19 protein-coding genes are annotated in these 26,620 nt (G+C 35.5%); 12 read left to right on the top strand and 7 right to left on the bottom strand.

The features are described from left to right. The first annotated feature begins 1 nt into the window (after window position 1). The 5 genes from DM444_RS19070 (at window position 2) to DM444_RS19090 (ending at window position 9,457) form a co-directional block, all read left to right on the top strand. Window positions 2–1,639 (top strand): glycoside hydrolase, encoded by a 1,638-nt coding sequence (locus DM444_RS19070; protein ID WP_111289588.1) that lies wholly within the window; start codon window positions 2–4, stop codon window positions 1,637–1,639. 253 nt (window positions 1,640–1,892) lie between these two features. Beyond that, a complete protein-coding gene (locus DM444_RS19075; RefSeq protein WP_111289590.1) occupies window positions 1,893–3,476 on the top strand; it encodes a glycoside hydrolase in 1,584 nt (527 codons plus the stop codon). 135 nt (window positions 3,477–3,611) lie between these two features. Beyond that, on the top strand, window positions 3,612–6,035 hold the full coding sequence (locus tag DM444_RS19080; protein WP_111289592.1) for a sugar-binding domain-containing protein: 2,424 nt from the start codon (window positions 3,612–3,614) through the stop codon (window positions 6,033–6,035). A 113-nt stretch (window positions 6,036–6,148) separates the two neighbouring features. Then, window positions 6,149–7,519 carry a glycoside hydrolase family 27 protein gene (locus DM444_RS19085; protein ID WP_111289594.1) on the top strand — a complete coding sequence of 457 codons (1,371 nt, stop codon included), beginning with the start codon at window positions 6,149–6,151 and terminating at the stop codon, window positions 7,517–7,519. Next, entirely contained in the window at window positions 7,520–9,457 is a 1,938-nt protein-coding gene (locus DM444_RS19090) for a family 43 glycosylhydrolase (RefSeq protein ID WP_111289596.1), read from the top strand. Window positions 9,458–9,537: 80 nt separating this feature from the next. Here the strand turns inward: DM444_RS19090 and DM444_RS19095 are convergent, their stop codons facing one another. Further along, complete coding sequence (locus tag DM444_RS19095) at window positions 9,538–9,870, bottom strand: YegP family protein (protein ID WP_111289598.1); 333 nt, start codon at window positions 9,868–9,870, stop codon at window positions 9,538–9,540. Between the two features lie 160 nt (window positions 9,871–10,030). Then, window positions 10,031–10,774, bottom strand: a complete 744-nt coding sequence (locus tag DM444_RS19100) for a DUF1349 domain-containing protein (RefSeq protein ID WP_111289600.1) — start codon at window positions 10,772–10,774, stop codon at window positions 10,031–10,033. 101 nt (window positions 10,775–10,875) lie between these two features. Here DM444_RS19100 and DM444_RS19105 point away from each other — a divergent pair, with 101 nt between their 5' ends. The 4 genes from DM444_RS19105 to DM444_RS19120 all read left to right on the top strand — a co-directional run bounded on the left by DM444_RS19105 (window position 10,876) and on the right by DM444_RS19120 (window position 14,030). Continuing rightward, on the top strand, window positions 10,876–11,652 hold the full coding sequence (locus DM444_RS19105) for a response regulator transcription factor (protein ID WP_111289602.1): 777 nt from the start codon (window positions 10,876–10,878) through the stop codon (window positions 11,650–11,652). Between the two features lie 60 nt (window positions 11,653–11,712). Continuing rightward, window positions 11,713–12,183: a copper resistance protein NlpE gene (locus DM444_RS19110; RefSeq protein WP_111289604.1), complete on the top strand. Its 471-nt coding sequence runs from the start codon at window positions 11,713–11,715 to the stop codon at window positions 12,181–12,183. A gap of 130 nt (window positions 12,184–12,313) precedes the next feature. Continuing rightward, the gene (locus tag DM444_RS19115) at window positions 12,314–13,438 is read left to right on the top strand and encodes an XdhC family protein (RefSeq protein ID WP_111289606.1); all 1,125 of its coding nucleotides are present in this window, start codon (window positions 12,314–12,316) and stop codon (window positions 13,436–13,438) included. Continuing rightward, window positions 13,413–14,030 (top strand): nucleotidyltransferase family protein, encoded by a 618-nt coding sequence (locus DM444_RS19120; protein ID WP_239455722.1) that lies wholly within the window; start codon window positions 13,413–13,415, stop codon window positions 14,028–14,030. Before DM444_RS19115 ends, DM444_RS19120 begins: the two co-directional genes overlap by 26 nt. 397 nt (window positions 14,031–14,427) lie before the next feature. Here the strand turns inward: DM444_RS19120 and DM444_RS19125 are convergent, their stop codons facing one another. Continuing rightward, window positions 14,428–15,579, bottom strand: a complete 1,152-nt coding sequence (locus DM444_RS19125; RefSeq protein WP_111289610.1) for a cysteine desulfurase family protein — start codon at window positions 15,577–15,579, stop codon at window positions 14,428–14,430. A gap of 400 nt (window positions 15,580–15,979) precedes the next feature. Between DM444_RS19125 and DM444_RS19130 the strand changes: the two genes are divergently transcribed. From DM444_RS19130 to DM444_RS19140, 3 genes are read left to right on the top strand one after another with little or no spacing between them, the layout of a single operon-like run. Further along, a complete protein-coding gene (locus tag DM444_RS19130) occupies window positions 15,980–16,618 on the top strand; it encodes a 2Fe-2S iron-sulfur cluster-binding protein (protein ID WP_111289612.1) in 639 nt (212 codons plus the stop codon). Further along, window positions 16,615–17,595, top strand: coding sequence for an FAD binding domain-containing protein (locus DM444_RS19135; RefSeq protein ID WP_111289614.1), 981 nt, complete (start codon window positions 16,615–16,617; stop codon window positions 17,593–17,595). The genes DM444_RS19130 and DM444_RS19135 overlap by 4 nt, the downstream gene beginning before the upstream one ends. 7 nt (window positions 17,596–17,602) lie before the next feature. Continuing rightward, window positions 17,603–19,807, top strand: coding sequence for a xanthine dehydrogenase family protein molybdopterin-binding subunit (locus tag DM444_RS19140; RefSeq protein WP_111289616.1), 2,205 nt, complete (start codon window positions 17,603–17,605; stop codon window positions 19,805–19,807). A gap of 232 nt (window positions 19,808–20,039) precedes the next feature. Here DM444_RS19140 and DM444_RS19145 read toward each other — a convergent pair whose 3' ends face one another. From DM444_RS19145 to DM444_RS19160, 4 genes are all read right to left on the bottom strand, one after another. Beyond that, window positions 20,040–20,603, bottom strand: a complete 564-nt coding sequence (locus DM444_RS19145) for a DUF2911 domain-containing protein (protein ID WP_111289618.1) — start codon at window positions 20,601–20,603, stop codon at window positions 20,040–20,042. A gap of 187 nt (window positions 20,604–20,790) precedes the next feature. After that, the gene (locus DM444_RS19150; RefSeq protein ID WP_111289620.1) at window positions 20,791–22,590 is read right to left on the bottom strand and encodes a glycoside hydrolase family 2 protein; all 1,800 of its coding nucleotides are present in this window, start codon (window positions 22,588–22,590) and stop codon (window positions 20,791–20,793) included. A 215-nt stretch (window positions 22,591–22,805) separates the two neighbouring features. Continuing rightward, entirely contained in the window at window positions 22,806–25,217 is a 2,412-nt protein-coding gene (locus DM444_RS19155; protein WP_111289622.1) for a glycoside hydrolase family 2 protein, read from the bottom strand. A 75-nt stretch (window positions 25,218–25,292) separates the two neighbouring features. Continuing rightward, window positions 25,293–26,483, bottom strand: a complete 1,191-nt coding sequence (locus DM444_RS19160; protein WP_111289624.1) for a glycoside hydrolase family 88 protein — start codon at window positions 26,481–26,483, stop codon at window positions 25,293–25,295. Between the last annotated feature and the right edge of the window lie 137 nt (window positions 26,484–26,620).

Below are 26,620 nucleotides of genomic sequence, written 5' to 3' on the forward strand. Positions count from 1 at the left end.
GATGAGAATCTTTAATGCAACAAAAGTAAGTCTGCTGTGTGCAGGCTTGCTTTTAGCTAACACTTTATTGGTAGGTTGTGATTCTGAACCAAATAATTCAAATTCAGAAGATACTACAATTGCTAGTTTAAATGTAAATTTAGATATGAATCTTCAGACTATGGAAAGTTTTGGAGCTTCAGATGCTTGGCAATGTAATTTTATTGGAAAAAACTGGCCTACAGATAAAAGAAATAAAATTGCTGATTTGCTTTTCAGCCAAGGTTTAGATGCTGATGGAAACCCAAAAGGAATTGGATTATCATTATGGCGATTTAATCTTGGAGCTGGTAGTGCAGAACAAGGCGACGCAAGCGATATTACTGATGAATGGAGAAGATCAGAATGTTTTACTACAGACGGAGTTTCGTATGATATGACAAAACAAGCTGGTCAGGTTTGGTTTATGAAAGCTGCAAGAGAACGTGGTGTAGATAAACTTTTAGCATTTGCAAACAGCGCTCCAGTTTATTTAACTCAAAACGGAAAAGCGTATGCTTCAATTAAAGAATTTTACAATTTAAAAGATGGTAAAATGTCTGATTTAGCCGATTTCTGGACAACTTCATTAGATAAACTTAAAACAGAACACGGTTTAACAATAGATTATGTGAGTCCGTTTAATGAACCGCAATACGAGTGGGACGGTACAGGACAAGAAGGTTCTCCAGCAACCAATGCGAATATTTACAGTTTTGTAAATGTTCTTTCTCCAAAATTACAATCAAAAGGATTGGATGCTAAAATTGTAGTAGGCGAAGCAGGAGCTTATGAACCATTATATAAAACGGTTTCAGGAAAGGAAAGCAGATCTAACCAAATTGATTATTTCTTTGCATCTAATTCTACTAAAAATATTGGTGGCTTAAGTAATGTCAAAAAAACAATTTCTGGACATAGCTATTGGCAAGCTTGGCCGTTGAGCGAAATGATTTCATCAAGACAATCAGCAGCATCAAAAATTCAATCAGTTGGAAATGTTAGTCTTTGGTCATCAGAATATTGCGTATTAGAAAGTCCAGGGACTGATGAACTTCCAGGCGGAGCTGGTTCAGGAAGAGATTTAGGAATGTCACTAGCACTTTGGACAGCAAGAATCATCAGCACAGATATTGCAATTGGAGGCGTAACGTCTTGGCAATGGTGGACAGCAATTAGCCGCGGTGATTATAAAGACGGTTTAATTCACGTTGATGATGGAGCAAGCAATGGAGCAGGAAACGCTGATTATTGTAAAAATGACGGTTACATCAGAGATTCTAAGACGCTTTGGGCTTTAGGTAACTTTTCGTTCTTCGTAAAACCAGGAATGGTGAGAGTTCAAATTCCAAGTGTTGATAATTCAACCGCTTTAAATGATGTTATGGTTACGGCTTACAAAGACGCAACAAATAAAAAGTTGGTAATCGTTGCAGTAAACATGAGTAAATCAGCTAAAACATACAAATTGAATCTTTCAGGAGGAACGGTTAGCGATAATAAACTGACTCCTTATACCACTTCTGAAACTTTAAGTTTGAAAAAAGGAACAGCGGTAGACGCTTCGAATTTGGAAATTCCAGCAAGGTCAGTTGTGACTTATGTTGGAACATATAAATAAGTTGCTAAGGGTCTAAGATGCTAAGATTCTAAGTTTAGAAAGATAAGAAGTATTGTGTGCAAACTTTGTCAAAGTTTTAAACTTTGACAAAGTTATTAACCACAAACTTGTCATCCCGACGGAGGAGGGATCTCCACAAGTAGCTCGACAAAGTAATGGGGGACTTGGTTGATTTATTTACGAAGATTTCTCTTTCGGCGAAATGACAAAAGACGATAACAAAAATTACGTCAACACGAAAAATAATAATTAAATGAGAAAAATATATATCTCGCTTTTATTGGTAACAACTTCACTGACATTTGCACAGCGAACGGTTAGTATCAGCACAGATAATGTAGTACAAACCATGGACGGTTTTGGTGGCTCTGATGCCTGGAGAACACAGTTTGTGGGTAAAAATTGGCCTGAACAGAAAAAAAATGCCATTGCAGATTTGCTTTTTAGTAAAGAAATCGATGCACAAGGAAATCCAAAAGGAATCGGACTTTCGATTTGGCGATTTAATCTTGGCGCAGGAAGTACAGAGCAAGGAGAAAACAGCAAAGTTTCGGACGAATGGAGAAGAAGCGAATGTTTTTTGAATGCTGACGGGACTTATGATTTCTCAAAACAAGAAGGACAAAGATGGTTTTTGCAGGCGGCTAAAAAACGTGGAGTAGAAAAGTTTCTTATTTTTACTAATAGTCCACCAGTTTATATGACTAACAACGGATTATCTTTTGCCTCTCAAAAGAATAAACTGAATCTAAAAGATGGTGCGATTCCAAAATTTGCCGATTTCTTAGTTCAAAGTATTCAAGGACTGGAACAAAAAGAGGGAATAAAATTCGATTATGTTAGTCCGATAAACGAACCGCAATGGGAATGGATGCCAAAACATGGAGACACCAATAGTCAGGAAGGAACGCCAGCAACCAATCAGGAAATATATGATTTGACCAAATCACTTTCAGAAAAATTGAAAGCAAAAAAAATAAACACCGAGATTGTAATTGCTGAAGCTGCTCAAATCGATTATTTGTATGAAAATGTAAATGCCGAAAACCGTGACAATCAAATTGATTATTTCTTTGGAAATACTAAAACGAATGTGACTAAATTTTCAAATGTAAAAAATGTAATTCTTGGACACAGTTATTTTACAACATGGCCAGTTGAAAGACAGGTTTTAAGTAGAAAATTAATTGCTAAAGAAGTCAAACAAAAAACAGGATTAAAATACTGGCAATCGGAATACTGTATTTTAGAAAACCCAGGAGAAGCAGAAATCCCTGGAGGTTCTGGCGGAGGAAGAGATTTAGGAATGCAGACTGCTTTGTTTGTAGCGCGTTTAATTCATAATGATATTGCAGTTGCCAATGCAGCTTCATGGCAATGGTGGACCTCAATAACAAGAGTAGATTACAAAGACGGCTTGATCTATCTGGATGACGGAAAAAGTAACGGAGGAACTGCACCAGATTATGTGAGAAATGATGGAGAATTTCACGATTCAAAACTGCTTTGGGCTTTCGGAAATTATTCGCTTTTTGTTCGTCCAGGAATGTTGAGAGTTGATATTCCAAACCAAAATGAATTGGACAAAGCTAACGACGTAATGCTTACGGCTTACAAAGATGCTCAAAACAAAAAACTGATTGTAGTAGCAGTCAACTGCGGAAAATCAGCGCAGCAATACAAATTTGATTTATCAAAAGGAACTTTGAAGAACAATGAGTTCACACCTTACGTAACTTCTGACACATCAAACCTAAAAAGAGCCGAAGTTCAAAAAAATGGTAATCTAGAAATCCCAGCAAAGTCTGTAGTGACGTTTGTTGGAGAGCTACAATAAAAATGAAATTAGTTTCAAGTTTCAGGTTTCACGTTCGAAGTAAACTTGAAACCTGAAACCTGAAACAAAAAAATAATTAAATAAACAAAAGAAGCTTAGATTCTCAGAATCTTAGCATCTTAGAACCTTAAAAAAATGTTTACAAAAAAGATCTTACTACCCGTATTTCTCTTTTCGTGTTTATCGGCTTTTAGCCAGATATCATTTGGAGATTCAAAAAAAATAAATGACAACTGGAAATTCAATCTTCAGGAAACTCCAGAAGCAAAAAATAATGCTTTTGACGACAGTAAATGGCAACAGGTAAATGTACCGCACGATTGGAGCGTAAAAGGGCAATTGAGTCCTACGCTGGCGAGCTGTACAGGATATCTTCCAGGGGGAATTGGCTGGTATAGAAAATCAATCAATATTCCGCAAAGCAAAGCTGGTGAAAAAGTGTATTTATATTTTGAAGGAGTTTACAATAGAAGCGAAGTTTTCATCAACGGGCAATCATTAGGAAAACGTCCAAACGGATATATTTCTTTTGCTTATGATGCGACGCCGTACGTAAAATTTGGAGGAGAAAACACGATTTCAGTTCGTGTAGATCACAGTCAAAGCGCCGATTCAAGATGGTACACTGGATCTGGAATTTACAGAAATGTTTGGTTGGTTTATGCAAATCCGGTTCATATTGCACAATGGGGAGTTTATGCTTATCCAGAAGTAAACAAAGGAAACGGAACTTTGAATGTTGAGGTTGCTGTTGAAAATGGTTCAAAAGGAAAAGCAAGTCTGACAATTGTAAATGAGCTTTTCTCAAAAGACGGAAAATCTGTAGCGAAATCATCTTCAAAGGTTGAGGTTGCGGCAAATCAGAACGGAAAAATTTCGGCAAAAATCAACGTTAAAAACCCTAAATTATGGGATTTAGATAATCCGAATTTATATGAGTTAAAAACTACTGTTTTACAAGACGGAAAAGAAATTGATAAAACGGTAACTCAAACTGGTTTCAGAAGTTTTACATTTGATCCAAACAATGGTTTTGCATTAAACGGAAAATGGATGAAAATGAAAGGTGTTTGTTTACATCACGACGCTGGAGTTTTAGGATCTGCAGTTCCAAGAGAAGTTTGGAAAACAAGATTAAAAACATTGAAAGAAATTGGTGTAAATGCCATTCGTACAAGTCATAATCCACAAGCACCTGATTTTTATGAACTTTGCGACGAACTAGGATTATTGGTTTTAAACGAAGCTTATGACGAATGGGAATTCCCAAAACGTAAATGGTTAGAAGGCTGGAATTACGGAACACCAGGATTTGAAGGTTCATTTGATATTTTTGCTAATTGGGCAGAAAAAGACTTAGAAGATTTTGTTCGCCGTGACAGAAACCATCTTTCAGTTTTCGGATGGAGTATTGGTAACGAAGTAGATTATCCAAACGATCCATATTCTCACCCAGTTTTAGACAAAGGAAAAGACGGTTTCGGGCAAGCAGCTTATGGTGGTTATAAGCCAGATGCGCCAGATGCCATGAGACTTGGAGCAATTGCAAAACGTTTGGTTGCGGCGGTTAAAAAATACGACAAATCAAGACCGACAACAGCTGGTTTAGCAGGAGTTGCAATGTCTAACGAAACAGAATATCCAGGAGCTTTAGATATTACAGGTTACAATTATACCGAAAGCAAATACCAGTCAGATCACGAAAAGTATCCAAAAAGAGTGATTTATGGAAGTGAAAATGTTCATGATATGGAACCTTGGTTAGCTGTAAAAAACAACAAACATATTTTCGGTCAGTTCCTTTGGACAGGAATCGATTATTTGGGAGAATCAGGAAGATGGCCTTCAAGAGGATTTTATTCAGGTTTAGTTGATTTTGCTGGAGTTATCAAACCGAGAGGATATTTCCGTCAATCATTATGGTCAGATAAACCAATGGCTTATTTAGGAACTTATCCGTTGACAAACGAAAAAGATATTTCGAAAGACGCTTGGGCAATTTGGAATTACGAAAACGGACAAAAAATTCGTGTGGTTTGTTATACAAATGCTGCTAAAGCCCGTTTAGAATTGAACGGAAAAGTTGTTGGTGAAACCAAATTATACGACGAAAAAACGGGAATTATCTATTGGGATATTCCGTTTGCTTCAGGAAAATTAGAAGCAGTTGGTTTAGACAAAAATGATAAAGAAGTAAGCCGTTACGCTATTAACTCAACACAACAGCCAGTTGAATTAACAATTGCTGATAAAGATATCACAATCAGCAAAGACAAAGGAGTGGCGAAAATAATGGTTCAGATTAAAGATCAAAACGGACTTCCTGTAATGCTTTCAGACAACGAAGTAACTTGTACGATCAATGGCTCTGCAACATTATTAGGATTGGAAGCGGGAAATAATAGCGACATGACAGACTATACAGATAATATTCAGCGAGTATTCCACGGACATATTGCAGCATATATTCAGGCAAATGGAGATTCTACAGCGCCAATAAAAGTGAAATTTACAAGTCAGTGGTTAAAACCTGTTGAGGTTACTATTAATGTGAAATAAAGTATCAATTCAAAAACCTAACAAGTTTTTAGTAACCTGTTAGGTTTTCTGTATGTTGGTAACGATAAAATTTCATTATATTTAAAGTGTAAAAACCACACATAAAAAACACAATGAAAATTACAAACTTACTTACAGTGGCTATAGGAACTTTTTTTCTATCTGTCGCGACTAACGCTCAAAACAAAACGTTTCAAAAAGGAGAATTCAAACAATGGGCTCAAACTCCGCCAATGGGTTGGAATAGCTGGGATTGTTATGGTCCAACAGTTGAGGAACACGAGGTAAAAGCCAACGCCGATTACATGGCAAAAGAGCTGAAGAAATTTGGCTGGGAATACATCGTTGTTGATATCAGATGGTTTGTTGAAAACGACAAAGCAGGAGGTTATAACCAAACAGATCCGCGTTACGTAATCGATCAGTACGGAAGATATTTGCCAGCTGTTAACCGTTTTCCTTCAGCAAAAGATGGGCAGGGATTCAAGCCTTTAGCCGATTATATTCATAAAAAAGGACTAAAATTCGGAATCCATATTATGCGCGGAATTCCTAAAAAAGCAGTTGAAGATAAATTGCCAATTAAAGGAGCAAATGGAATTACTGCAGATCAAGTTTATTCAACAGCATTGCAATGTGAATGGCTGAGAGACAATTACACAGTTTTGGCAGACAAACCAGGTGCGCAAGAATATTACGATTCTATTTTCGAATTATACGCACAATGGGGAGTAGATTTTATTAAAATTGATGATTTATCAAGACCGTATCATGAAGGCGAAATCAACTTAATCAGAAAGGCAATAGACAAATGTGGACGTAAAATTGTTTTAAGTACATCGCCTGGAGAAACACCAATCGAAGCCGCGCCTCACGTAACAACACATGCTAATATGTGGCGTATGGTTGATGATGTTTGGGATACATGGCCTCATATTACACATTTAATGGATGTTGCTCAAAAATGGTATCCTCACATTGCACCGGGAACATGGCCAGATTGCGATATGATTCCGCTAGGGCGTATTTCAATTAGAGGAGAAAGAGGTGAAGACCGTATGACGCGTTTAACAAAAGACGAACAATATACTTTGATTACATTTTTTAATATCTTTAAGTCACCATTATTTTTTGGAGGAGATTTACCAAGTAATGACGCTTTTACATTGTCACTATTGACGAATAAAGAAGTCGTAAAAATGCATAATCAAAGTACTGATGTAAAACAGCTTTTCCAAAAAGATGGAAAAATAGCTGTAACTTCAAAAAATCCAAAAGATGGCAGTGTTTATCTAGCGTTGTTTAATATTTCAGACAAGGATTCGCAAAAGGTTTCAGTTAATCTTTCTGATTTAGGAATTTCAGGTTCAGCAGAAGTTTTGAATATGTGGACAGGCGAGAAATCAAAAGCAACTTCAAAAGAAATAGGATTAGAATTAAAACCTCACAGTTCTGTTTTGTATCAATTAAAAAGTAAAAAATAAATGAAAAGAATATTTTTTTGTCTGATATCATTAATAAGCCTTTCGACTTCTATACAAGCCCAAAATACAGCAAAAGGAGTTCCGCCCGTTATTGCCGAAAAGGATTTAACAGCTTATTTATTCGTTTATTTCATTGGAAATAAAGTCGAAGAAGAAGCGGTTAATTACGCCGTAAGTAATGATGGATATCACTATTATGCGCTTAATAATAACAAACCAATTTTAGATAGTAAAGCAATCAGTTCAACTGGAGGAGTTCGCGATCCGCATATCTTACGCGGAGACGATGGCAAAACATTTTATATGGTTTTGACCGATATGACTTCTTCAAAAGGCTGGGACAGCAACCGTGCGATGGTTTTATTGAAAAGTACTGATTTAGTAAATTGGAAAAGCAGCATTGTTAATATCCAAAATACATTTCCAGGGAATGAAAACCTAAAACGTGTTTGGGCGCCGCAAACTATTTACGATGCAAAGGCCGGAAAATACATGATTTACTTTAGTATGCAGCATGCTGGAGGTCCAGATAAAATTTATTACGCTTACGCGAATAAAGATTTTACTGCCTTAGAAAGTGAGCCAAAATTATTGTTTGTTCCAAAGTCAGGAAACGCTTGTATTGATGGTGATATCATTGAAAAAGATGGAGAATATCACCTTTTTTATAAAACAGAAACCAATACGCCAGGAATCAAAGTGGCAGTTACAAAAGATTTGACTTCTGGAAAATGGATTGAAAATGATAATTATCTACAGCAGACAAAAGATGGAGTAGAAGGTTCGAGTGTTTTCAAACTGAACAATTCAGACGAATACATTTTAATGTACGATGTTTATACTAAAGGAAGATATCAATTCACAAAAACGAAAGACCTAGAAAATTTCAGCGTAATTGATAATGATATTTCAATGGATTTTAATCCGCGTCACGGAACTATTTTGCCTATAACTCGTTCTGAATTAAAGCGAATTACAGACAAATGGGGAACGCCAGCAAAACTTTCAAAAGTAAACCACAATCCAGTTTTAGAAGGTTATTATGCAGATCCAGAAATTTTGTATTCAAACAAAACAAAAAAATATTACATCTACCCAACAAGTGATGGATTTGACGGCTGGTCGGGTTATTATTTCAAAACTTTTTCTTCAGATAATTTAGTTGATTGGAAAGATGAAGGAGTTATTATCGATCTTAAAAAAGACGTAACTTGGGCAAACAGAAACGCTTGGGCGCCTTGTATTGTAGAGAAAAAGATAAAAGGAAAGTATAAATATTTCTATTATTTCACTGCAGCACAAAAAGTTGGAGTTGCAGTTTCAGATAATCCAACAGGACTATTTAAAGACAGCGGAAAAGCAATTGTAGCCACAAGACCAGAAGGAATACATGACGGTCAGGAAATTGATCCAGATGTTTTTACAGATCCAAAAACGGGTAAAAGTTATTTATATTGGGGAAATATGTATATGGGTGTTGCTGAATTAAATCCTGATATGGTTTCTTTAAAACCTGGAACGCAGAAAGTTATTACTGTAAATAATTCCTTCCGCGAGGGAACTTATGTAATCTATAGAAACGGAAAATATTATTTCTTTTGGAGCGAAGACGATACGAGAAGTCCGAAATACAAAGTGAGATACGGAATTTCAGATTCTCCAACTGGACCGCTTGAAATTCCAGAAAACAATATTGTAATTCAAGGAAAACCAGAAGAAGGAATTTATGCAACAGGACACAATTCAGTTTTACAAATTCCAAACAAAGACGAATGGTATATTACGTATCATAGATTCTCTTATCCAACAGGAATTAAAATGGGAGACGCAGGAGGTTTTCATCGCGAAGTTTGCATCGATAAATTAGAATTTAATGCAGATGAAACCATCAAACAAGTTGTTCCAACTCATGCTGGAATTCAGGCTTTGAAGAAGTAATTTCAAAATTTAATTTTCAATAAAAAAAGCTGTTTCTAAATTAATAGAAACAGCTTTTTTTATAATTATAAATATGTTTTTTAAGCCGTCTGATCGTCAATAGTAGCTTCAGGAGCATTTTTCTTTACAGATTCAATTCCGTTTTCTCTAGCAGATACACTTTCGTACATTTCACTCGAACCAATAATCTGACCATTTCCAGCTTTTAAATTGAAATATGGTTTTCCGTTTTTAGCTTCTTTTCTGTCATAACGATTATCGTCACCCGCGTTGGTTTTTACAGATTCAATACCATTATTACATGCTGCTTTTGTAGTGTAACCTTCGCTTGTTAAAATGGTCTGACCATTACCAGCTTTTAAATTGAATTGAAACTCTCCGTTGGCTCTAGTAGTAATTACAAATTTTCCCATTTAGTTTATTTTTAAAGTTAGGTAATATAAAATTTTGCTATTGATAAAAATACAAAACTTGGTAATATAAATCATACATCAATTTAAAAAAATGATTACCTAAACAATAAAAAAAATATACTTTAAGTAAATTCGAAACCGTCAGATCTTAAAGAAAAAGTTATATTCCTAAACGAAAATCAGAAACACTTTTTTCTTCCAGATTAATTTCTTCAAAAATACTTTGCGTTCCTTTATCAATTGGGCATTGTGTACTAATTCCCATCCAGATTTCTTTTGGATAATTGTTTTTATACAAACGAACCATTTGCCAAGTCTTTTTGTCTAATGAATAATAACTTGCAACTGTCTTAGTGTCAGAAGAAATTTTCATGTAAACAGAAGGTTCTTTCACCACATCATGATTATTATCATCAGAAGTTCCCATTGTACGAACCGTTACAATTCTGTGATTTCCTCTTTCGTCTTGCTCAAAACAGAATTTCTGGTAAAAACTATCATTCACATAAATGTATAAAACACCTGCGTTGTATAATCCTTTTTCTGTAAACTCAGGCGTAACTTTCGCGGTAAGCGTAAAAGGTTTCGTATTATCTACTTTTGATAAAAGCATTGGCGCTGTCGTACTCGACAATTTTCCATTTGGATCAGAAAAATAATCTGTTTTTTCACCTGTTTTAAAAACAAGTTTTCCATTGGTTTCCTGCGTAATAAGTTTTTCAGCGTCGTTTATTCCTTTAGTAAAATGAATGTTCGAAAGTTTAACATCAATTGGCGAACCTTTTGCGACTGAATCTATTTTTGTTTCTTCTTTCATTGTTTTAGCAGTTTCATTTTTGTTATTGCAGCTTGATAAAACAGAAAGGCTCAGGATAACAATAGCGTTGTAAAAAATTGTTTTCATAAATTATTTTTTTGGGATAGAAAGTGATATTTTTAATGTTCCAAAAATAAAATTGCTCGAAGAAAAGGGCAATACGTAAAATTAACCAATTACACTTTCCAATGCCACAGAATTCTTCAATCGAAAGCCAATTAATGTCCACATTTTTAGAACAAAAGTTTGACATTGGAGAATCAAATGATATTGAAATGTACAAACAGTTCGTTATCAATTATGTCAAAATTGAGCAATGTGTAGCCGTTTTATCCGATTATCAATCCGACAAAAGTTATATTTATGCAGGAAGTTTTGGCTCAATTTTCGGACTTCCAGATGAAAATTCCGTTATTGATTCCGCTTTTGAAGAATGTATTTTTACTAAAATCAATTCAAATGATTTGATCGAACGTCATGTTTTAGAACTTAATTTTTATGAGTTTTTAAAAGGAATTCCAAAAGAAGAATACAGTAATTACAGTACTTTGAGCCGTCTTAGAATGAAAGATTCTAGTGATAGAAATACTTACATAAACCATCGGACTATTTATCTAAATACATTTAATAACGGAAGCATTTCTCTTGCATTATGTTTATACCTGCCTTCAACAGATTTACAGCCTCGAACAGGAATTGACGGAAAAATTTTTAATATTCAAACAGGTGAAGTAATCGAATCAGAAAAATATAAAAACAATACAGAAAATATACTTTCAAAAAGAGAAATTGAAGTTTTGACCAGTGTTGCAAGAGGAAATAAAAGCGAACAAATTGCTGCAGAAATGTATATTTCGGTTTACACAGTAAGACGCCACAGGCAAAACATTATTGAAAAATTAAAAGTAACCAATACCGCCGAAGCTGTTCAGACCGCTATTATTATGGGAGTTATATCGCTGTAGATTTAAAAGTTAAATTCGTACATTAAGTAAGAATATTCCTTATATTTGCAAAAAAATATCATGAGAAAAATAATTATTCTTGCTTTTACATTAGCTCTTATTGTATCCTGTAATTCTAAAAATGGTAAAGATGAAAATAATGTTGTTTTGACAGATACAATTGCTAGTAATGAAAAAAACGAACCAGCTGATAGTATTTCTGTTTACGAAGGAACGCTACCGTGTGCAGATTGCGAAGGAATAGAAACGATTCTAAAAATTAATATCGTAGATAATAAATTTGAATTATCTAGCACATACAAAGGAAAACAGCCTGAAAAAAACTTTAAGGGAAGAGGTAATATCAATACCGAAAGAGGTTTAGAAAAAGATCCTGATGGAACAATCTATATTTTAAACTGGGACAAACCAGAAAAAGATCAGGTTTATTACGGTTATTACAGTAAAAATCCTGAAAAACTATATCTGCTAGACAGAAACAAAAAAATGATAAAGTCTAAGCTGAATTATTTTTTAGAATTAAATGAATAAAACAGATCATTTTTGAAAGAGAATATTACAAACTTAAATGGCCTTCGAGCGCTTAAGTTTGTAATATTTTTTTACTTTTAGGTAATAAAAAATGTCATCAATATTAAGTTTCTATTGATGAAGAATATCTATGAAAGAAATCAACGAAATTCTTAAAGCCTATTCGCAAGCAGAATCCGAAGGAAAAAAAACAGCTTTAGCAACAGTCGTTAAAGTTGAAGGTTCGTCATATCGACAGCCTGGCGCGCGTATGCTGGTTACAGAAGATGGAGAATTGACGGGGGCAATAAGCGGTGGCTGTTTGGAAGGCGACGCGTTACGAAAAGCACTTCTATCAATCCATCAAAAGCAAAATAAATTAGTTACTTACAATACGAATAACGAAGATGATGCAGAAGTGGGTTTACAGCTCGGATGCAACGGAATCGTTCATATTCTTTTTGAATATATTGATGAAGAGGTTTCAAATAACCCAATTCAGCTTTTGCAGCAATTGGAATTAGAAAGAAAAGAAGCAGTAATAGTAACCGTTTTTTCTTTAAAAAGAAATGCTTTTCAGATTGGAACAACTTTATTTTTTAGAAAAGACAGTCCTGTTTTAAACCATAATAACGAAGCTTTAAGTTTAATTTCTGATGTAAAAGAAGTGCTGAAAACTAAAACTTCTGTAGTGAAAAAACTTCAGGAAGAAAACGACAACGAAGCTTTAATAGAATACATAAAACCTTCTATTTCGCTAGTAATTGCTGGCGCAGGAAACGATATTCAGCCTTTAGTAAAAATGGCTTCAATTTTAGGCTGGAAAATTACTATTGGAGAAGGCCGAGCAACTCATGCAACTAAAAAACGTTTTCCTAAAGCCAATGAAGTTTTGGTTGTAAAACCCGAACAATTTTTAGAGAATATTGTTATTGACGATCAGACCTATTTTGCTTTGATGACGCACAATTACAAATACGATTTAGCAGTTTTAAAAGCGCTGCTAAAAACCGATTTTCATTATGTTGGAATTCTAGGTCCGAAGTCAAAATTCAACCGAATGCTGGACGATCTTTTGATTGAAGGAATAAGAGTAAGCGAAGAGCAGATGAAAAGAATTCATACTCCAATTGGGCTCGATATTGGCGCAGAAACATCAGAAGAAATCGCTTTGTCGATTGTTTCGGAAATTAAAGCCGTTGCATCTGAACGTATAGGAACGTCGCTGAAATATAAAAAAGGGAAAATACATGATGAAATTCATTATGGAGAATAGATTTCAAAATAAAACAGGTATTATTATTTTGGCTGCGGGTAATTCTTCCAGATTAGGCAGACCAAAACAATTGCTGGAATATAAAGAATCTACTTTGCTGAAAAATACCGTTTCAGAAGCTTTGAAGGTCGAAAATTCGTTTGCAATAGTTGTGACAGGTTCAAACCATGATGTAATCGAAAAAGAGCTTAATTTGCCCGAAATCACATTTTCTTTTAATTCGGAATGGGAAAACGGAATGTCTTCTTCAATCGTAAACGGTATTAGCGAATTATTAAATCAAAATCCTGATTGTGAACAATGTATTTTAGCAGTTTGTGATCAACCTTTTGTTAATCATTCTATTTTTGAAAATTTAATTATTGAAACCAACAAAACGAAAAAAGGAATTGCAGCTTCTGCATACTCAGAAACTTTAGGAACGCCAGTTTTATTTCATAAAAAATACTTTCAAGAACTTCTGGAATTAAAAGGACAAGAAGGCGCCAAAAAGCTCATTAAAAAATATGCTGAAGATGTTGTCTCAGTTCCTTTCGAAAAAGGGAATATAGATATTGATACAGAGGAAGATTATTTTAAGTTAATTTCTTGAGGAAAGGGACAAAGGTTCAAAGTTACAGAGTGACAAAGTTTTTTTTACACAGATTTTCTAGAGCCAGTTTGTCATCCTGAAGAAAGGGACAAAGGGACAAAGTTGCAGAGTGACAAAGTTTTTTTTTACACAGATTTTCTAGATCCAGTTTGTCATCCTGACGAAGGAAGGATCACACTAGAAACTCCATAAAGTAAATCCTCAATCTTTGTCGGCTCCCGCGTGTGATCCTTCCTTCGTCAGGATGACAAAAATAACCTTCGCGTCTCTGCGCCTTTTCGAGATTACAAAAAATAAAAAACTTAGAGTCTTAGTGCCTTAGTGGCAAACTAACAAGAAGCAATTCATAAAAACTTTGCGTCTCTGCGAGATTAAAAGTATAAAAAAAGAAAAAAACTTAGTGTCTTAGCGCCTTCGTGGCAAACTGCTTAGCGAGACTCAAAACACGCTCAACAGCAATATCAATTTCTTCAGAAGTAGTAAATCTTCCCAAACTAAAACGAACCGAACTCAAAGCTTCTTCATCAGATAATCCCATTGCTTTTAAAACATGCGAAGGCTCAGAAGTCACCGCCGAACAAGAAGCGCCATTAGAAACCGAAACATTTCCTAAAGCCAAAATTAGCTGTTCTGAATTTACATTTGGAAAACAAATATTTGCAGTATTGTAAATTCGGTTTTCTGTATTTCCATTTACAAAAGAACCTTCAAATTGTAATAAACCTTTTTCAAGTTTGTCTCGTAATAGAGAAACTCTATTTTGATCTTTTTCTAATTCATTTACAGCAATTTCCGATGCTTTTCCTAAACCGATAATTCCGGGAACATTTAGCGTTCCGCTTCGTAATTTTCTTTGTTGCCCTCCTCCAAGAATTTGAGGAGACAATTTTATTTTGGCTTTCGCAGAAACATACAAAGCGCCAATTCCTTTCGGACCATAAAATTTATGTGCAGATAAAGTCAAAAGATCAATTCCGAGTTTTTTTACATCGACAGGAATTTTACCAACAGCCTGTGTGGCATCGCACATAAAAAGTACATTTTTGGCTTTCAATATTTTAGAAATTGCACTGATATTTTGTATGATGCCAGTTTCATTATTAGAAAACATTCCTATGAAAACCAGTGTTTTATCTGTAATTATTTCTTCTAAAAGTTGAAGACTTATAAGTCCGTCAGAATCAGTTGGAAGATAAGTCACTTCAAAACCAATACTTTCCATAAAACGACAAGTTTCCAGAACCGCTTTATGTTCGGTTTGAATGGTAACGATATGTTTTCGGTCTTGATCGACAAGACCTTTTATCGCCAGATTTATTGCTTCAGTCGCACCCGAAGTAAATACAATTTCATCAGCATCAGCATTTATTAAATCAGATGTTTGCCATGCAGCGTTTTCAATAGCTTCTTTTACCGTTAATCCCGCTAAATGTGTTCCTGTTGAATTCGCATACAAATCAGTAAAATACGGAAGCATCGCATTCACAACACGCTCATCAACACGGGTCGTGGCATTATTATCAAGATAAATGATTTCTTGTTGTGGCATAATTTGGGCTTAGTTCAGTAAAAATACAATTTCAGAATTAATCTACGTGAAAAAATTAACCGCAAAGGCGCAAAGGGTTTTCGCAAAGAACGCAAAATTTTAATGTGTATAATTTTTTGTTTCTCGCAGATTTTGCAGATCTAAACAGATTTTTTATTTATTTCTATCATAAAGAATCTGTGTAAATCTTTTCATCGTATTTAAAATCTGCATTATCTGCCAAATCTGCGAAAGAAAAATAACTTGGCGAACTTTGCGAAAACCCTTTGCGGTTAAAAAAACAAAATTGTAATTATTCTAAATAAGAGTAATGTTTGAATTTTATAATTTTTTCTTACATAAGATCGCTAAATTTGTTAGAATGACAAAAGCGAATTTGCTAATTTAACAAATAGACTGAATGGCTTCTAAAAAAACAAATCAGGATAAAGTAACACCGGAAGATGCTAGTTCCCGTCGTGACTTTATAAAGAAATCAGGACTTTTTACCGCCCTTGCCCTGACGCCGCCCTCGTTGGTTATGGCTACAGAAAAGAAATGGGATGAAAAAATAGCGGAGTATTTAGAAACAGTACCGCTTTCTATTGAAGTAAATGGCACAAAACACAATCTGAATATTGAACCAAGAACTACGTTATTGGATTTACTTCGCGAACAGTTACAGCTTACTGGAACCAAAAAAGGATGTGACCACGGACAATGCGGTGCGTGTACCGTTCACGTAAATGGAACTAGAATTTTGTCGTGTCTGTCTTTGGCAACGATGCAGCAAAACTCACAAGTCACAACAATTGAAGGACTTTCAAAAGGTAAAAAACTACATCCAATGCAGGAAGCTTTTATCAAACACGACGGTTTTCAGTGTGGCTATTGTACGCCAGGACAAATCATGTCGGGAATTGCTTGTATCAAAGAAGGTCATGCTAATAGCAGAGAAGAAATCAGTGAATATATGAGTGGTAACATCTGTAGATGCGGTGCTTATCATAATATCGTTGACGCCATAACGGAAGTGAAGGAAGGAGGGAAGGAAATATGAAAAACTTTCAGATAATTAAAGCCTTGTCGTCGTCTTCGGCAATTACAGGAAAAGCAAAAGATGATTCTTCTATGTTTATTGCGGGAGGAACCAATCTGGTGGATTTAATGAAGAAGAATATTGTCGCTCCAGATAAATTGGTTGACATTAACGGATTAGACTTAAAGAAAATAGAGTTCTTAAAAGGAAAAGTTTCGATTGGTGCATTAGCAAAAAATAGTCAGGTTGCCGAAGATGCTTCTATTAAAGAAAAATATCCTTTGTTGGCGTTAGCATTAGCTGCTGGAGCTTCTCAGCAAATTCGTCACATGGCGACAGTTGGAGGTAATATGCTGCAGAAAACGAGATGCTCTTATTATTACAATACCGATATGCCTTGCAACAAACGAGTACCAAAAAGCGGATGCGGTGCGATTGGCGGTTCTAACCGAATGGCAGCTGTTTTTGGAACTTCGGATAGTTGTATTGCCGTTCACCCAAGTGATATGTGTGTGGCTTTGGCGGCGCTCGATGCAACAGTTTTGGTAGATGGTCCAAAAGGAAAACGAGAAATTAAGTTTACTGATTTTCATAAACTTCCTGGAAATACACCAGAAAAAGACAATACACTTGACAGCAGAGAATTGATTACTGCTGTTGAAATTCCAGATAATAATTTTATTAAAAATGTGCATTATCTTAAAGTTCGTGACAGGACGAGTTATGCTTTTGCATTGGTGTCTGTTGCTGTGGCTTTAGATATAAAAAATAATACCATAAATGATGTCAGATTGGCGATGGGAGGTGTGGCACATAAACCATGGAGATTGACTGAAACAGAAAAATTCCTGAAAGGAAAAACAGTTTCTGAAGATCTATTTAAACAAGCAGGCCATTTGTCTATGAAAGGAGCAAAAGGATTCGGGGATAATAATTTTAAAATAACGCTTGGAGAGAATGCAGTAGCAGAAGCACTTACAATAGCAGCATCAAAATAATTAAATTATGAGCAAGACAAGTAATATTAATAGAGTTGACGGATTTGCTAAAGTAACGGGTTCAGCAACTTATTCGGCAGAATATAAAACAGCAGGCGTTGTTTATGCTTGTTTGGTAGGAAGTACGATTGCGAAAGGAAGAATTAAAACCATTGATACTAAAAAAGCGGAATGGGCGCCAGGAGTTTTGGCTGTAATTACGCATTTAAATGTGGATAAACCTGCTGGCTACGAAAAAGCAAAAGACAAGCATAATTTTGGTCAGCCCTTGCAGATTTTCAAGGATGATTCAGTTTTGTATTACGATCAGCCCATTGCTTTGGTGATTGCCGATACTTTTGAGCGTATGCGATATGCGGCGAGTTTAATTAAAGCCGATTATTTTAAAGAAGAACATTCGACAGAACTTAAAAAAGCAGCTGAAAAAGAAAAGAAAGTCGAAACCGATAAAGGAAATGATTACCATCGCGGAGAACATGATGGTTATAAAAATGCTGAGGTTATTTTGGAAACCGAATATACGATTCCAACCGAGGTGCATAACCCGATGGAATTGGCAAATATCATAGCCAAATGGGACGGAAATAAACCCATTTTATATACCAAAAGTCAAGGTGTCGAGGGAACGCGTAGAAGTGTTGCCGGAGTTTTTGGAGTGCCTGTTGAAGATGTTGAGGTTCATGCGGAGTATCTTGGCGGCGCTTTCGGAATGGGATTGCATACTTGGCCGTATGAAATAGCGGCTTTAATTGGAGCCAAAAAATTAAATCGTCCAGTTAAATTAGTACTGCATCGCGAACAGATGTTTACCAATGTTGGTTTCAGACCTTACACGATTCAGAAAATGGGGCTTGGGGCAACTAAAGATGGAAAACTGACTGGATTAACGCATGAAGCGGTTGCAATGACTTCAGGCTATGAGGATTTTATGGAGGGTACCGTAAACATGTCCCGATTTATTTATGATTGTGCCAATGTTTCGACACGTTACAGAATTGTGCCTTTGGATACTTGCACACCGATCTGGATGCGTGGACCGGGCGAGGCGACAGGTTCTTTTGCCTTAGAAAGTGCGATGGATGAAATGGCTTATAAATTAAACTTAGATCCGATTGAATTTCGCAAGCTGAATTATGCCGAAAAAGATCAGGAACAAAATAAACCGTGGAGTAGTAAATTTCTTTTAGAATGTTACGAAGGCGGAATGGAACGCATTGGCTGGAAAAACCGTAAAAATGAACCCGGTTCTGTTAAAGAAGGAAACTGGCTAGTGGGTTACGGAATGGGAACTGGAACTTTCGGCTGTTATAGAAGCCCAACTTCTGTAAAAGCAAAATTCTTAGCCAATGGAGATTTAGTACTGCAATGCAGTGTAAACGATATGGGGCCAGGAACGGCTACTATGATGACTGCTATTGGAGCTGAAGTAATTGGTCTCCCATCAGAAAATGTGATTATCGAAATGGGAAAAAGCGGTTTGCCAAAAGGTCCAACGCAAGGTGGTTCGGCAACGACTTCATCTGTTGGTTCTGCGGTTCACGACGCTTGCAATTTGTTGCTGAATAAAATAATTGAATTGGGAAGTAAAAATCCTGTATTAAAAGGAATCGCTCTCACAGATTTAACTTTTGAAAATGGTGCAGTTTCTTCTAAAAAAGACAAATCTAAATCGGTTACATTAGCGGCGCTCTTAAGCAGTAATAAATTAGAAGATTTTGAAGTAGAAAATCTTTCTAAAGCTGCAGAAGAAGCTAAGAAATATTCCATTTATTCGTTTTCGGTTCATTTTGTAAAAGTATTAGTGAATCCGAATTTGGGTAAAATAAGATTGGCTCATGTTGTGTCTTGTGCCGATATTGGAACCGTAATCAGCCAGAAAACTTCTGCGGGGCAAATGTTCGGTGGAGCAGTAGGGGGAATCGGAATGGGATTGATGGAAGCGCTTGAAATTGATCATCGTTTTGGCCGTCCAATCAACAATAATTTCGCTGATTATCATGTTCCTGTAAATGCGGATATAGAAAAACAAGAAGTTTTCTTCGTCAATAAAAAAGACCCAATTAGTAACCCAATGGGAACAAAAGGTCTGGGAGAAACCGCTTTAGTCGGAATGGCGCCAGCAATTGCAAATGCCGTTTTCAATGCAACCGGAAAACGTGTTAGAGATTTACCAATCACGTTGGATAAAATTATAGAAATCGCTAAGGTTTAGAAAAAAAAGAGGCATTGAAAAATGCCTTTTTTTGTTTTACGTTCCAATTTTAAACATAGCTCGTGGTTTCAACCACGGAAAACGTATTTTAATATACGTAATGTTATATGCTTAGCGTCCCCGTGGTTGAAACCACGGGCTATGTTTGCATAGGATTGTGTTTGCAAATGCAATTATATAAACAAAAAAGAGGCATATTAGATGCCTCTTTTTATATCTTAAAAACGATTAATTACTTAATCGTAATTGGTAATTCAACGGTTGTTTTATCCCATCCAATAACAAGATTTGCAACATTACCTTGAGTCGTAAAAGCAATAGATAAAGCTTCGATAGTTTCACTTACAGATTTTACAGGAACAGAAACTCTTACAACGTCTTTACTTTCATCGTAAGCATAACCTCCCCATAAATCCAATTCTTTATTGATAATGATCGTCCATTTATCTTTTTCTGGAATAGCAAATAAACTGTAATATCCTGCAGCAACTTTTTTACCGCCAATAGTTACATCTTTGTAGAATTTAATCTCTGTGTTTTCATTAGCACCAACTCTCCAAATTTCACCAAACTTTACAACATCTCCAAAAATAGTTCTTCCTTTTGCAGAAGGTCTTGCGTAAAGCACTTTGATAACTGGATTTGGATTATCTGTTTTTTTGAATTTAACAGCTTTGTTCGGGAAATAAGAAATATCAACCGGACTTGCATCAAGTGGAGCAAATTTCACCACTTCTTGTGCCTGAACTGTAAAGGCAGCAAACAAAGTAACTGCCAGTAAATAAATTTTTTTCATAGGATTACAATTTTTAGAATAACTACAAAGTAAGTTAATAATAAAGAAAAATCATATAATTTGCAGCCTGTTTTTTGTTAATGAATTGGTAACAGTTTTGACAAAATAATTTTATTTCCGTTCCTATTTTCCGTAGAGACGCACTGCAGGACGTCTCTACAAATTAACATTATGTAAAAATAATTTTTTAATATTCCTTTTTCTTTTTAGCATACCAATCCTGCATAATATAAAACGCTTTTTTCTTTTCACCGTCATTCGAAATTAATCCTTTACGATTGTAACCATCCTGAATACCTGGAAGCAATCTTTTCGGAGATCTGAAATCAACCAAAATCCACGGACTTGTTCCGCTCAAGTGAGGAATCTTTTCAATCATTTTTAGATTCTGAATGTATAAATATTCCTGGTATTCTTCTGTCCAGCGTTCGTTTTTTTCTCCGTGAAATCCAGCTTTAGCATCACCTCCAAATTCAGAAACAAAAACAGGTTTGTTGTATGGCGTAGTCCAAAATGTCTTTTCAGCATTTTCTAAATTACCGCCATACCAGCCTAAATATTGATTGAAAGCAATAATGTCAAGCGATTTACCAATTTCATCGTCAATTTTTCCGTCATGCGTTAATAAAGCAGCACTGATTAATCTTGTATTATCCAATGATTTTGTATGATTTACCAAATTCGTGATAAAAGTATTTCGAGAGTCAGAAACTGGAGTTTCATTTGCCATAGACCAGATAACAATACTCGCTCTGTTTTTATCTCTTGTAATAGCAGCGGTTAACTGATCTTGTGCATTTTGATAGGTATTTTTGTTAGTAAATTCAACCGTCCAATAAACCGGAATTTCTTCCCAAACCATTAATCCCATTTTATCCGCTTCTCTAACCATATTCTCGTTATGCGGATAATGCGCCAAACGAACATAATTACAGCCCAATTCTTTTGCCCAGTTTAATAAACGTAAAGCATCTTCCTGAGAATTTGCACGTCCGCCTTTGGCATTTTCTTCGTGAATCGAAATTCCGCGCAAAAAGACTGGTTTTCCGTTCAGCAGGATTTTATCACCTTGCGTTTCAATTGTTCTGAAACCAATTTTGTCGTTTAATTTTTTTCCGTTAAAGTCCACAGTAACATCATATAATTTCGGATTTTCTGGCGACCAGTAAGAGATTTTTTTTGCTGGGATTTCAAAGTTTAAAATTCCGTTACTGTCAGCTTTTCCTTTGTAGTTGATTTTTAATTCAGGAATAGCAATCGAAATCTGATTTTTTGATGCATCTAAATTGTTGATTTTGACAAAACCTGAAATAACATTCGCATTGCCTTTTTTCAGCTGAATGTTGTAATCTTCCACAAATGAAGATTCCTCTTCAATTAAAGTCACATCGCGAGTGATTCCGCCGTAATTCCACCAATCGGTGTTTACGGTTGGAACATCTTCTTTATGACGGGTATTATCCACTTTGATGACCAAATAATTTCCAGTTGGTTTTACAATCGAAGTTACTTCATAATTAAACGGCGTGAAACCACCTTCATGAGTTCCTAGTTTTTTTCCGTTTAAATAAACATCAGCTTTATAGTTGATAGCTCCCAAATATAAAAACAGACGTTTGTTGGCTGCTAAATTGTAATCGAAAGATTTTTTAAACCATACATTTCCTTCATAATATTTCAGTTCCGTAATCTGCGAATTCCAATCGCCTGGAATAGTAATTGTTGGCGATTTATCAAAATCATATTCTACTAATTCCTGTTTGTTTTGAGCATGATAATTCGTGAAAAATGCGCCTTTTGCTGGTTTTTCCTGTTTATCGTATTGGTCAAGATGAAAGCTGTAAAAACCTGTTTGATATGGATCAATTATGTAATTCCAGACTCCGTTTAAAGAAGTGGTATTTCGGTTTGGAACGTTTGAAATTAAACCTTGTGATTGTCCAATTGCGAACGAGGTTAGGAGTAGGAATGTTAGAATTTTTTTCATTGTAAATTTGTTTATTATGTGTTTTGTCACGAAGACACTAAGGCACGAAGTTTTCTCTTTTTTGTCATCCTGACGAAGGAAGGATCACACTCGTAACTCTACAAAGATTGGCGCCAAAGATTGCGGAGCTTCTAGTGTGATCCTTCCTTCGTCAGGATGACAAACTAGACTAAAAAAACTTAGCGTCTTAGTCCCTTAGCAACTTAGAACCTTTTTTATTCAACGGGAATCTTCAAATATTCTCCTTTAAAACTTTGGTTCAAAGCCGTCATTTCAATCGGTTTTCCAGAACCATCAGGGATAACTTCGATAGAAGCTTTTCCATTTGCCATTCTAATAGATTCACTTCCCGTTGGTGTTCCTTGGTTTTTTAATGTTTTTCCTCCTTTTAAACATTGAAAATAAACACTCGCTTCATAATCCAAACAGCGTAAATTATTGTTGTCAATTGCAATTGCCGTAACCAGATAATTGCCATTTTTTAGTTTTTCTGATGATAATTGCAAAGAAGAAGCCGTATCATTTTTATTGAAACGATAATTGACTTTAATAGTATCAGAAACCGTTTTTCCATCTTTATTTTTGCCAATGGCAATTAGAACGTTTTCTCCTTTTTTAAAATTGACTTCCCAAGTTAAACCATTTGCAGGATAAAGAGAAAGATTTCGCTGTTTTTCTCCCAATGATTTTCCGTCATGGTATAAAGTCACTTTATCACAATTACTAAAAACACTGATTGTTCTCGGTGTATTTTCTGACCCTTGTCGCTCTGTCCAAGTATGCGATTCGATGTAAGTGAAAGGTTCTTTTGCCCAATAGCTTTTAAATACATAATACGCATCTTTCGGAATTCCGTTTCGATCCGTAAGACCTTTTTGGTTCATGTACGGAATATCATCTTCTGGACGTAACGGCGTTGCAAAATCCTTAAATGCCCATTGAATATTTCCCACAAACGTTGGGTCATTCTCGGATATATGCAAATGCCAGTCAAACAAATCAACTATATAGTTTTCGCTCCAATCGCCAATTTGCGCAATATTGGCAACTTTGGTCTGCACAATAGCTTCTTCCCAACCTTCAGCTTTAATCACATTTTCGCCAGTAATTGGGTTTTCGCTATGACGGCCAACATGACTGTCTCCACCATATTCAGCATGAATAAAATGCTTGTATTCTTTTTTGTAAACATCAATTGCTTTCTGGTAGCTTTTATAACTGCCCGAATACCAGCCAGACCAGATAGAAGGGGAGAACACATCTACAATATGTGATCCTTCATAATATTTTCTAATAGCCGTTTTTCTTGTGGGATCGAGTTTATGAGCGATATCATTCAATTCATTTAAAAATACATTGGTTTTATCTGCGTTATCTCCGTCAGGAAAATCAGGAAGCCAGTTAATTTCATTTCCTAAAGACCAGATAACAATACTTGGATAATTGTAATTTTGATTGATGATTTCCGACAACATATTTTTGGTGTTAGTTTTCCAAACATCATTTCCAATTCCGCCACGGCACCAAGGCAATTCATCCCAAACCAATAAACCTAATTCGTCGCAAGCTTTATAAACTTCTGGATCTTGCGGATAATGGGCTAAACGTACAAAATTGGCGCCCATTTCTTTAATCGATTTCATATCTGCCCAATGCTGTTCGTTGCTCATCGCAGCTCCAACTCCAGCTTGTTCTTCATGACGGTGTGTACCACGAATTAATAAGCGTTTTCCGTTAAGGTAAAACGGACCATGATCTTTAAATTCAAACCATCTAAAGCCTACTTTTTCAGAAACGCTATCTTTAATTATATTTTTTTCTGATAAAACAGCAGAAAGTCGGTATAAATTTGGTTTTTCGGTATCCCAAAGTTCTGGATTTTTGATGTTTTCGAAAGTAATTGTCGAAGTTTTATCGGTAACCAAAACGGTTTTGCTCGCTACTTTTTTCCCTTTCGGATTTTTAAGTGTTATAGTTAAAGATAAATCCTTTGAATTATCTGGATTTACAAAAGAAGAAACAATCTTCACCGAAGCTTTTTTGGCAGAAACCTCAGGAGTTGTGATTTTGATATTTTCAATATGATTTTTGTATTTCGAAACGAGCCAGACATCGCGCGTAATTCCACCATAAATAAAGAAATCACTTTTTTGAGACGGAATAATTTCAATATCATAACTATTATCAACGCGAACAAAAATATCGTTATTTCCTTCTTTAATTAAATTCGTAATATCAATTGAGAAACCAATATAACCGCCAATATGCAATCCAGCTTCTTTTCCGTTTACATAAACTTTAGTTGTTACGTTTGATCCTTCAAAGTATAAAGAATAAACCTTGTTTTTGTCGATTTTCGGAATATTTAATTTTTTTTGATACCAGCTTGCATCGCGTCTATAACCTGGATATAGATCGGTTGCATCTTCTGCGTTCCAAGTATGCGGTAAGTTTAAAGAAGTCCAGTTAGAAGCTCTTTGTGCTTCGCTGAGGTTTGTAGTATGATTTTCCAGATAAAGCCAATTGTCATTAATATTCATCTTTGTCTGAGCAAAACCGCTCAGACAAATTTGAAACAAAACAAAAAGCGCAAAAATTGAAAATGTATTGTTATGTCGTTTCTTCATAGGTTATTAGGCTTTTTTTAGGCTCAAAGGTTCAAAGGTGCAGAGATACAAAGGCAGAAAACCTTTGTTGCTTTGTTACTTTGTTCCTTTGCCACTTTTTCTTAAAAGGGCTTCCAGAAAATAATAATCGGCGTAGATTATTGGTTCATCAATTTCGTCATGTTTTGGCCAGTTTCCGGTGCTGTGATCAAATAGGAAAGGTGCTTTAATTTTGGTGTCTAAAATATATTTATCTGTTTGTACCGAAGTCATTAGTTTATCGGCGAAAGCCAAATAATTTTTATTTTTGGTATAAGTATACAATTCGTATAATCCTGAAGCCATAACCATTGCTGCAGAAACATCTCGTGCTGCATTTGGAATACTCGGATCTTTAAAATCCCAATACGGAATTCCGTCTTCTGGCAGGTTTTTATTTGTCATAAAATAAAGTGCTGTTCCTTCGGCTTGGTTTAAATAAGCGGGATCTTTTGTGTATCGATACGACATTGTAAATCCGTAAACTGCCCAAGCCTGACCGCGCGCCCAAACCGAATCGTCATTGTAACCTTGGAGAGTAGTTTTCTTTCTAACTTCACCTGTATTCGGATTATAATCTATGACATGATAACAGGAATTATCTTCTCTAAACTGGTTTTTTAAAGTTGTGTTGGCATGCTGAATGGCAACATTGCGGTACTTTGGATTTCCTGATATTTTAGAAGCTTCAAAGAGAAGTTCCAAATTCATCATATTATCAATGATTACAGGATAATCCCAAATTTCCTTGTTGAAATCCCAAGAACGAATCGAACCCACTTTTGGATTAAACCTTGTACATAAAGTTTCTGCGCCTTTAACAATTACCGCTTCGTATTCTTTCTTGTTTTCCACTTTTAGAGCTTCTCCAAAACTGCAAAACACTTTAAAACCTACATCATGCGAATTACTATTGACACTTTCTTTTTTGCTAAAAGGAGTCCATTTTTGAGCTTGTTCTTTGTATTTTGAATCGCCTGTTAATCGATACAATTGCCAAAGATTTCCAGCAAAAAAACCGCTTGTCCAATCTCTCGATGGCACTTTGCGAATCTCAAGAGTTTTAATATTCATACTTCTTGGCATCGACATCGAATCGGCGGGATAATCTAATAGCATTTTGTAACGCGTTTCCAATTTTTCTGTCGCAGCTAAGGTATTTTTGGTTTGAGAATTAATTCTTGATTTGCACGCTGTTACCAGCGATGCAAACCCAAGAATTAAAGAAATGAAATTGACATTCTTCATAGTAAATATTTTGTAATCGTGATTTTTAGACGCGGATTGTACGGATTCGCTATCGCGAAGACGCTGATTTGAACGGATTTTTTTATTTCACGCAGATTTAAAAAGATTTTGGCAGATAAAGCAGATTTAAAAAAAAT

The organism is Flavobacterium ginsenosidimutans (genome assembly GCF_003254625.1).
Lineage (GTDB): Bacteria > Bacteroidota > Bacteroidia > Flavobacteriales > Flavobacteriaceae > Flavobacterium > Flavobacterium ginsenosidimutans.

Excerpts from the sequence above, each read along its gene's own strand:
- DM444_RS19070 (WP_111289588.1), top strand. The coding sequence starts at position 2 with ATGAGAATCTTTAATGCAACAAAAGTAAGTCTGCTGTGTGCAGGCTTG.
- DM444_RS19075 (WP_111289590.1), top strand. The coding sequence starts at position 1,893 with ATGAGAAAAATATATATCTCGCTTTTATTGGTAACAACTTCACTGACA.
- DM444_RS19080 (WP_111289592.1), top strand. The coding sequence starts at position 3,612 with ATGTTTACAAAAAAGATCTTACTACCCGTATTTCTCTTTTCGTGTTTA.
- DM444_RS19085 (WP_111289594.1), top strand. The coding sequence starts at position 6,149 with ATGAAAATTACAAACTTACTTACAGTGGCTATAGGAACTTTTTTTCTA.
- DM444_RS19090 (WP_111289596.1), top strand. The coding sequence starts at position 7,520 with ATGAAAAGAATATTTTTTTGTCTGATATCATTAATAAGCCTTTCGACT.
- DM444_RS19095 (WP_111289598.1), bottom strand. The coding sequence starts at position 9,870 with ATGGGAAAATTTGTAATTACTACTAGAGCCAACGGAGAGTTTCAATTC.
- DM444_RS19100 (WP_111289600.1), bottom strand. The coding sequence starts at position 10,774 with ATGAAAACAATTTTTTACAACGCTATTGTTATCCTGAGCCTTTCTGTT.
- DM444_RS19105 (WP_111289602.1), top strand. The coding sequence starts at position 10,876 with ATGCCACAGAATTCTTCAATCGAAAGCCAATTAATGTCCACATTTTTA.
- DM444_RS19110 (WP_111289604.1), top strand. The coding sequence starts at position 11,713 with ATGAGAAAAATAATTATTCTTGCTTTTACATTAGCTCTTATTGTATCC.
- DM444_RS19115 (WP_111289606.1), top strand. The coding sequence starts at position 12,314 with ATGAAAGAAATCAACGAAATTCTTAAAGCCTATTCGCAAGCAGAATCC.
- DM444_RS19120 (WP_239455722.1), top strand. The coding sequence starts at position 13,413 with ATGATGAAATTCATTATGGAGAATAGATTTCAAAATAAAACAGGTATT.
- DM444_RS19125 (WP_111289610.1), bottom strand. The coding sequence starts at position 15,579 with ATGCCACAACAAGAAATCATTTATCTTGATAATAATGCCACGACCCGT.
- DM444_RS19130 (WP_111289612.1), top strand. The coding sequence starts at position 15,980 with ATGGCTTCTAAAAAAACAAATCAGGATAAAGTAACACCGGAAGATGCT.
- DM444_RS19135 (WP_111289614.1), top strand. The coding sequence starts at position 16,615 with ATGAAAAACTTTCAGATAATTAAAGCCTTGTCGTCGTCTTCGGCAATT.
- DM444_RS19140 (WP_111289616.1), top strand. The coding sequence starts at position 17,603 with ATGAGCAAGACAAGTAATATTAATAGAGTTGACGGATTTGCTAAAGTA.
- DM444_RS19145 (WP_111289618.1), bottom strand. The coding sequence starts at position 20,603 with ATGAAAAAAATTTATTTACTGGCAGTTACTTTGTTTGCTGCCTTTACA.
- DM444_RS19150 (WP_111289620.1), bottom strand. The coding sequence starts at position 22,590 with ATGAAAAAAATTCTAACATTCCTACTCCTAACCTCGTTCGCAATTGGA.
- DM444_RS19155 (WP_111289622.1), bottom strand. The coding sequence starts at position 25,217 with ATGAAGAAACGACATAACAATACATTTTCAATTTTTGCGCTTTTTGTT.
- DM444_RS19160 (WP_111289624.1), bottom strand. The coding sequence starts at position 26,483 with ATGAAGAATGTCAATTTCATTTCTTTAATTCTTGGGTTTGCATCGCTG.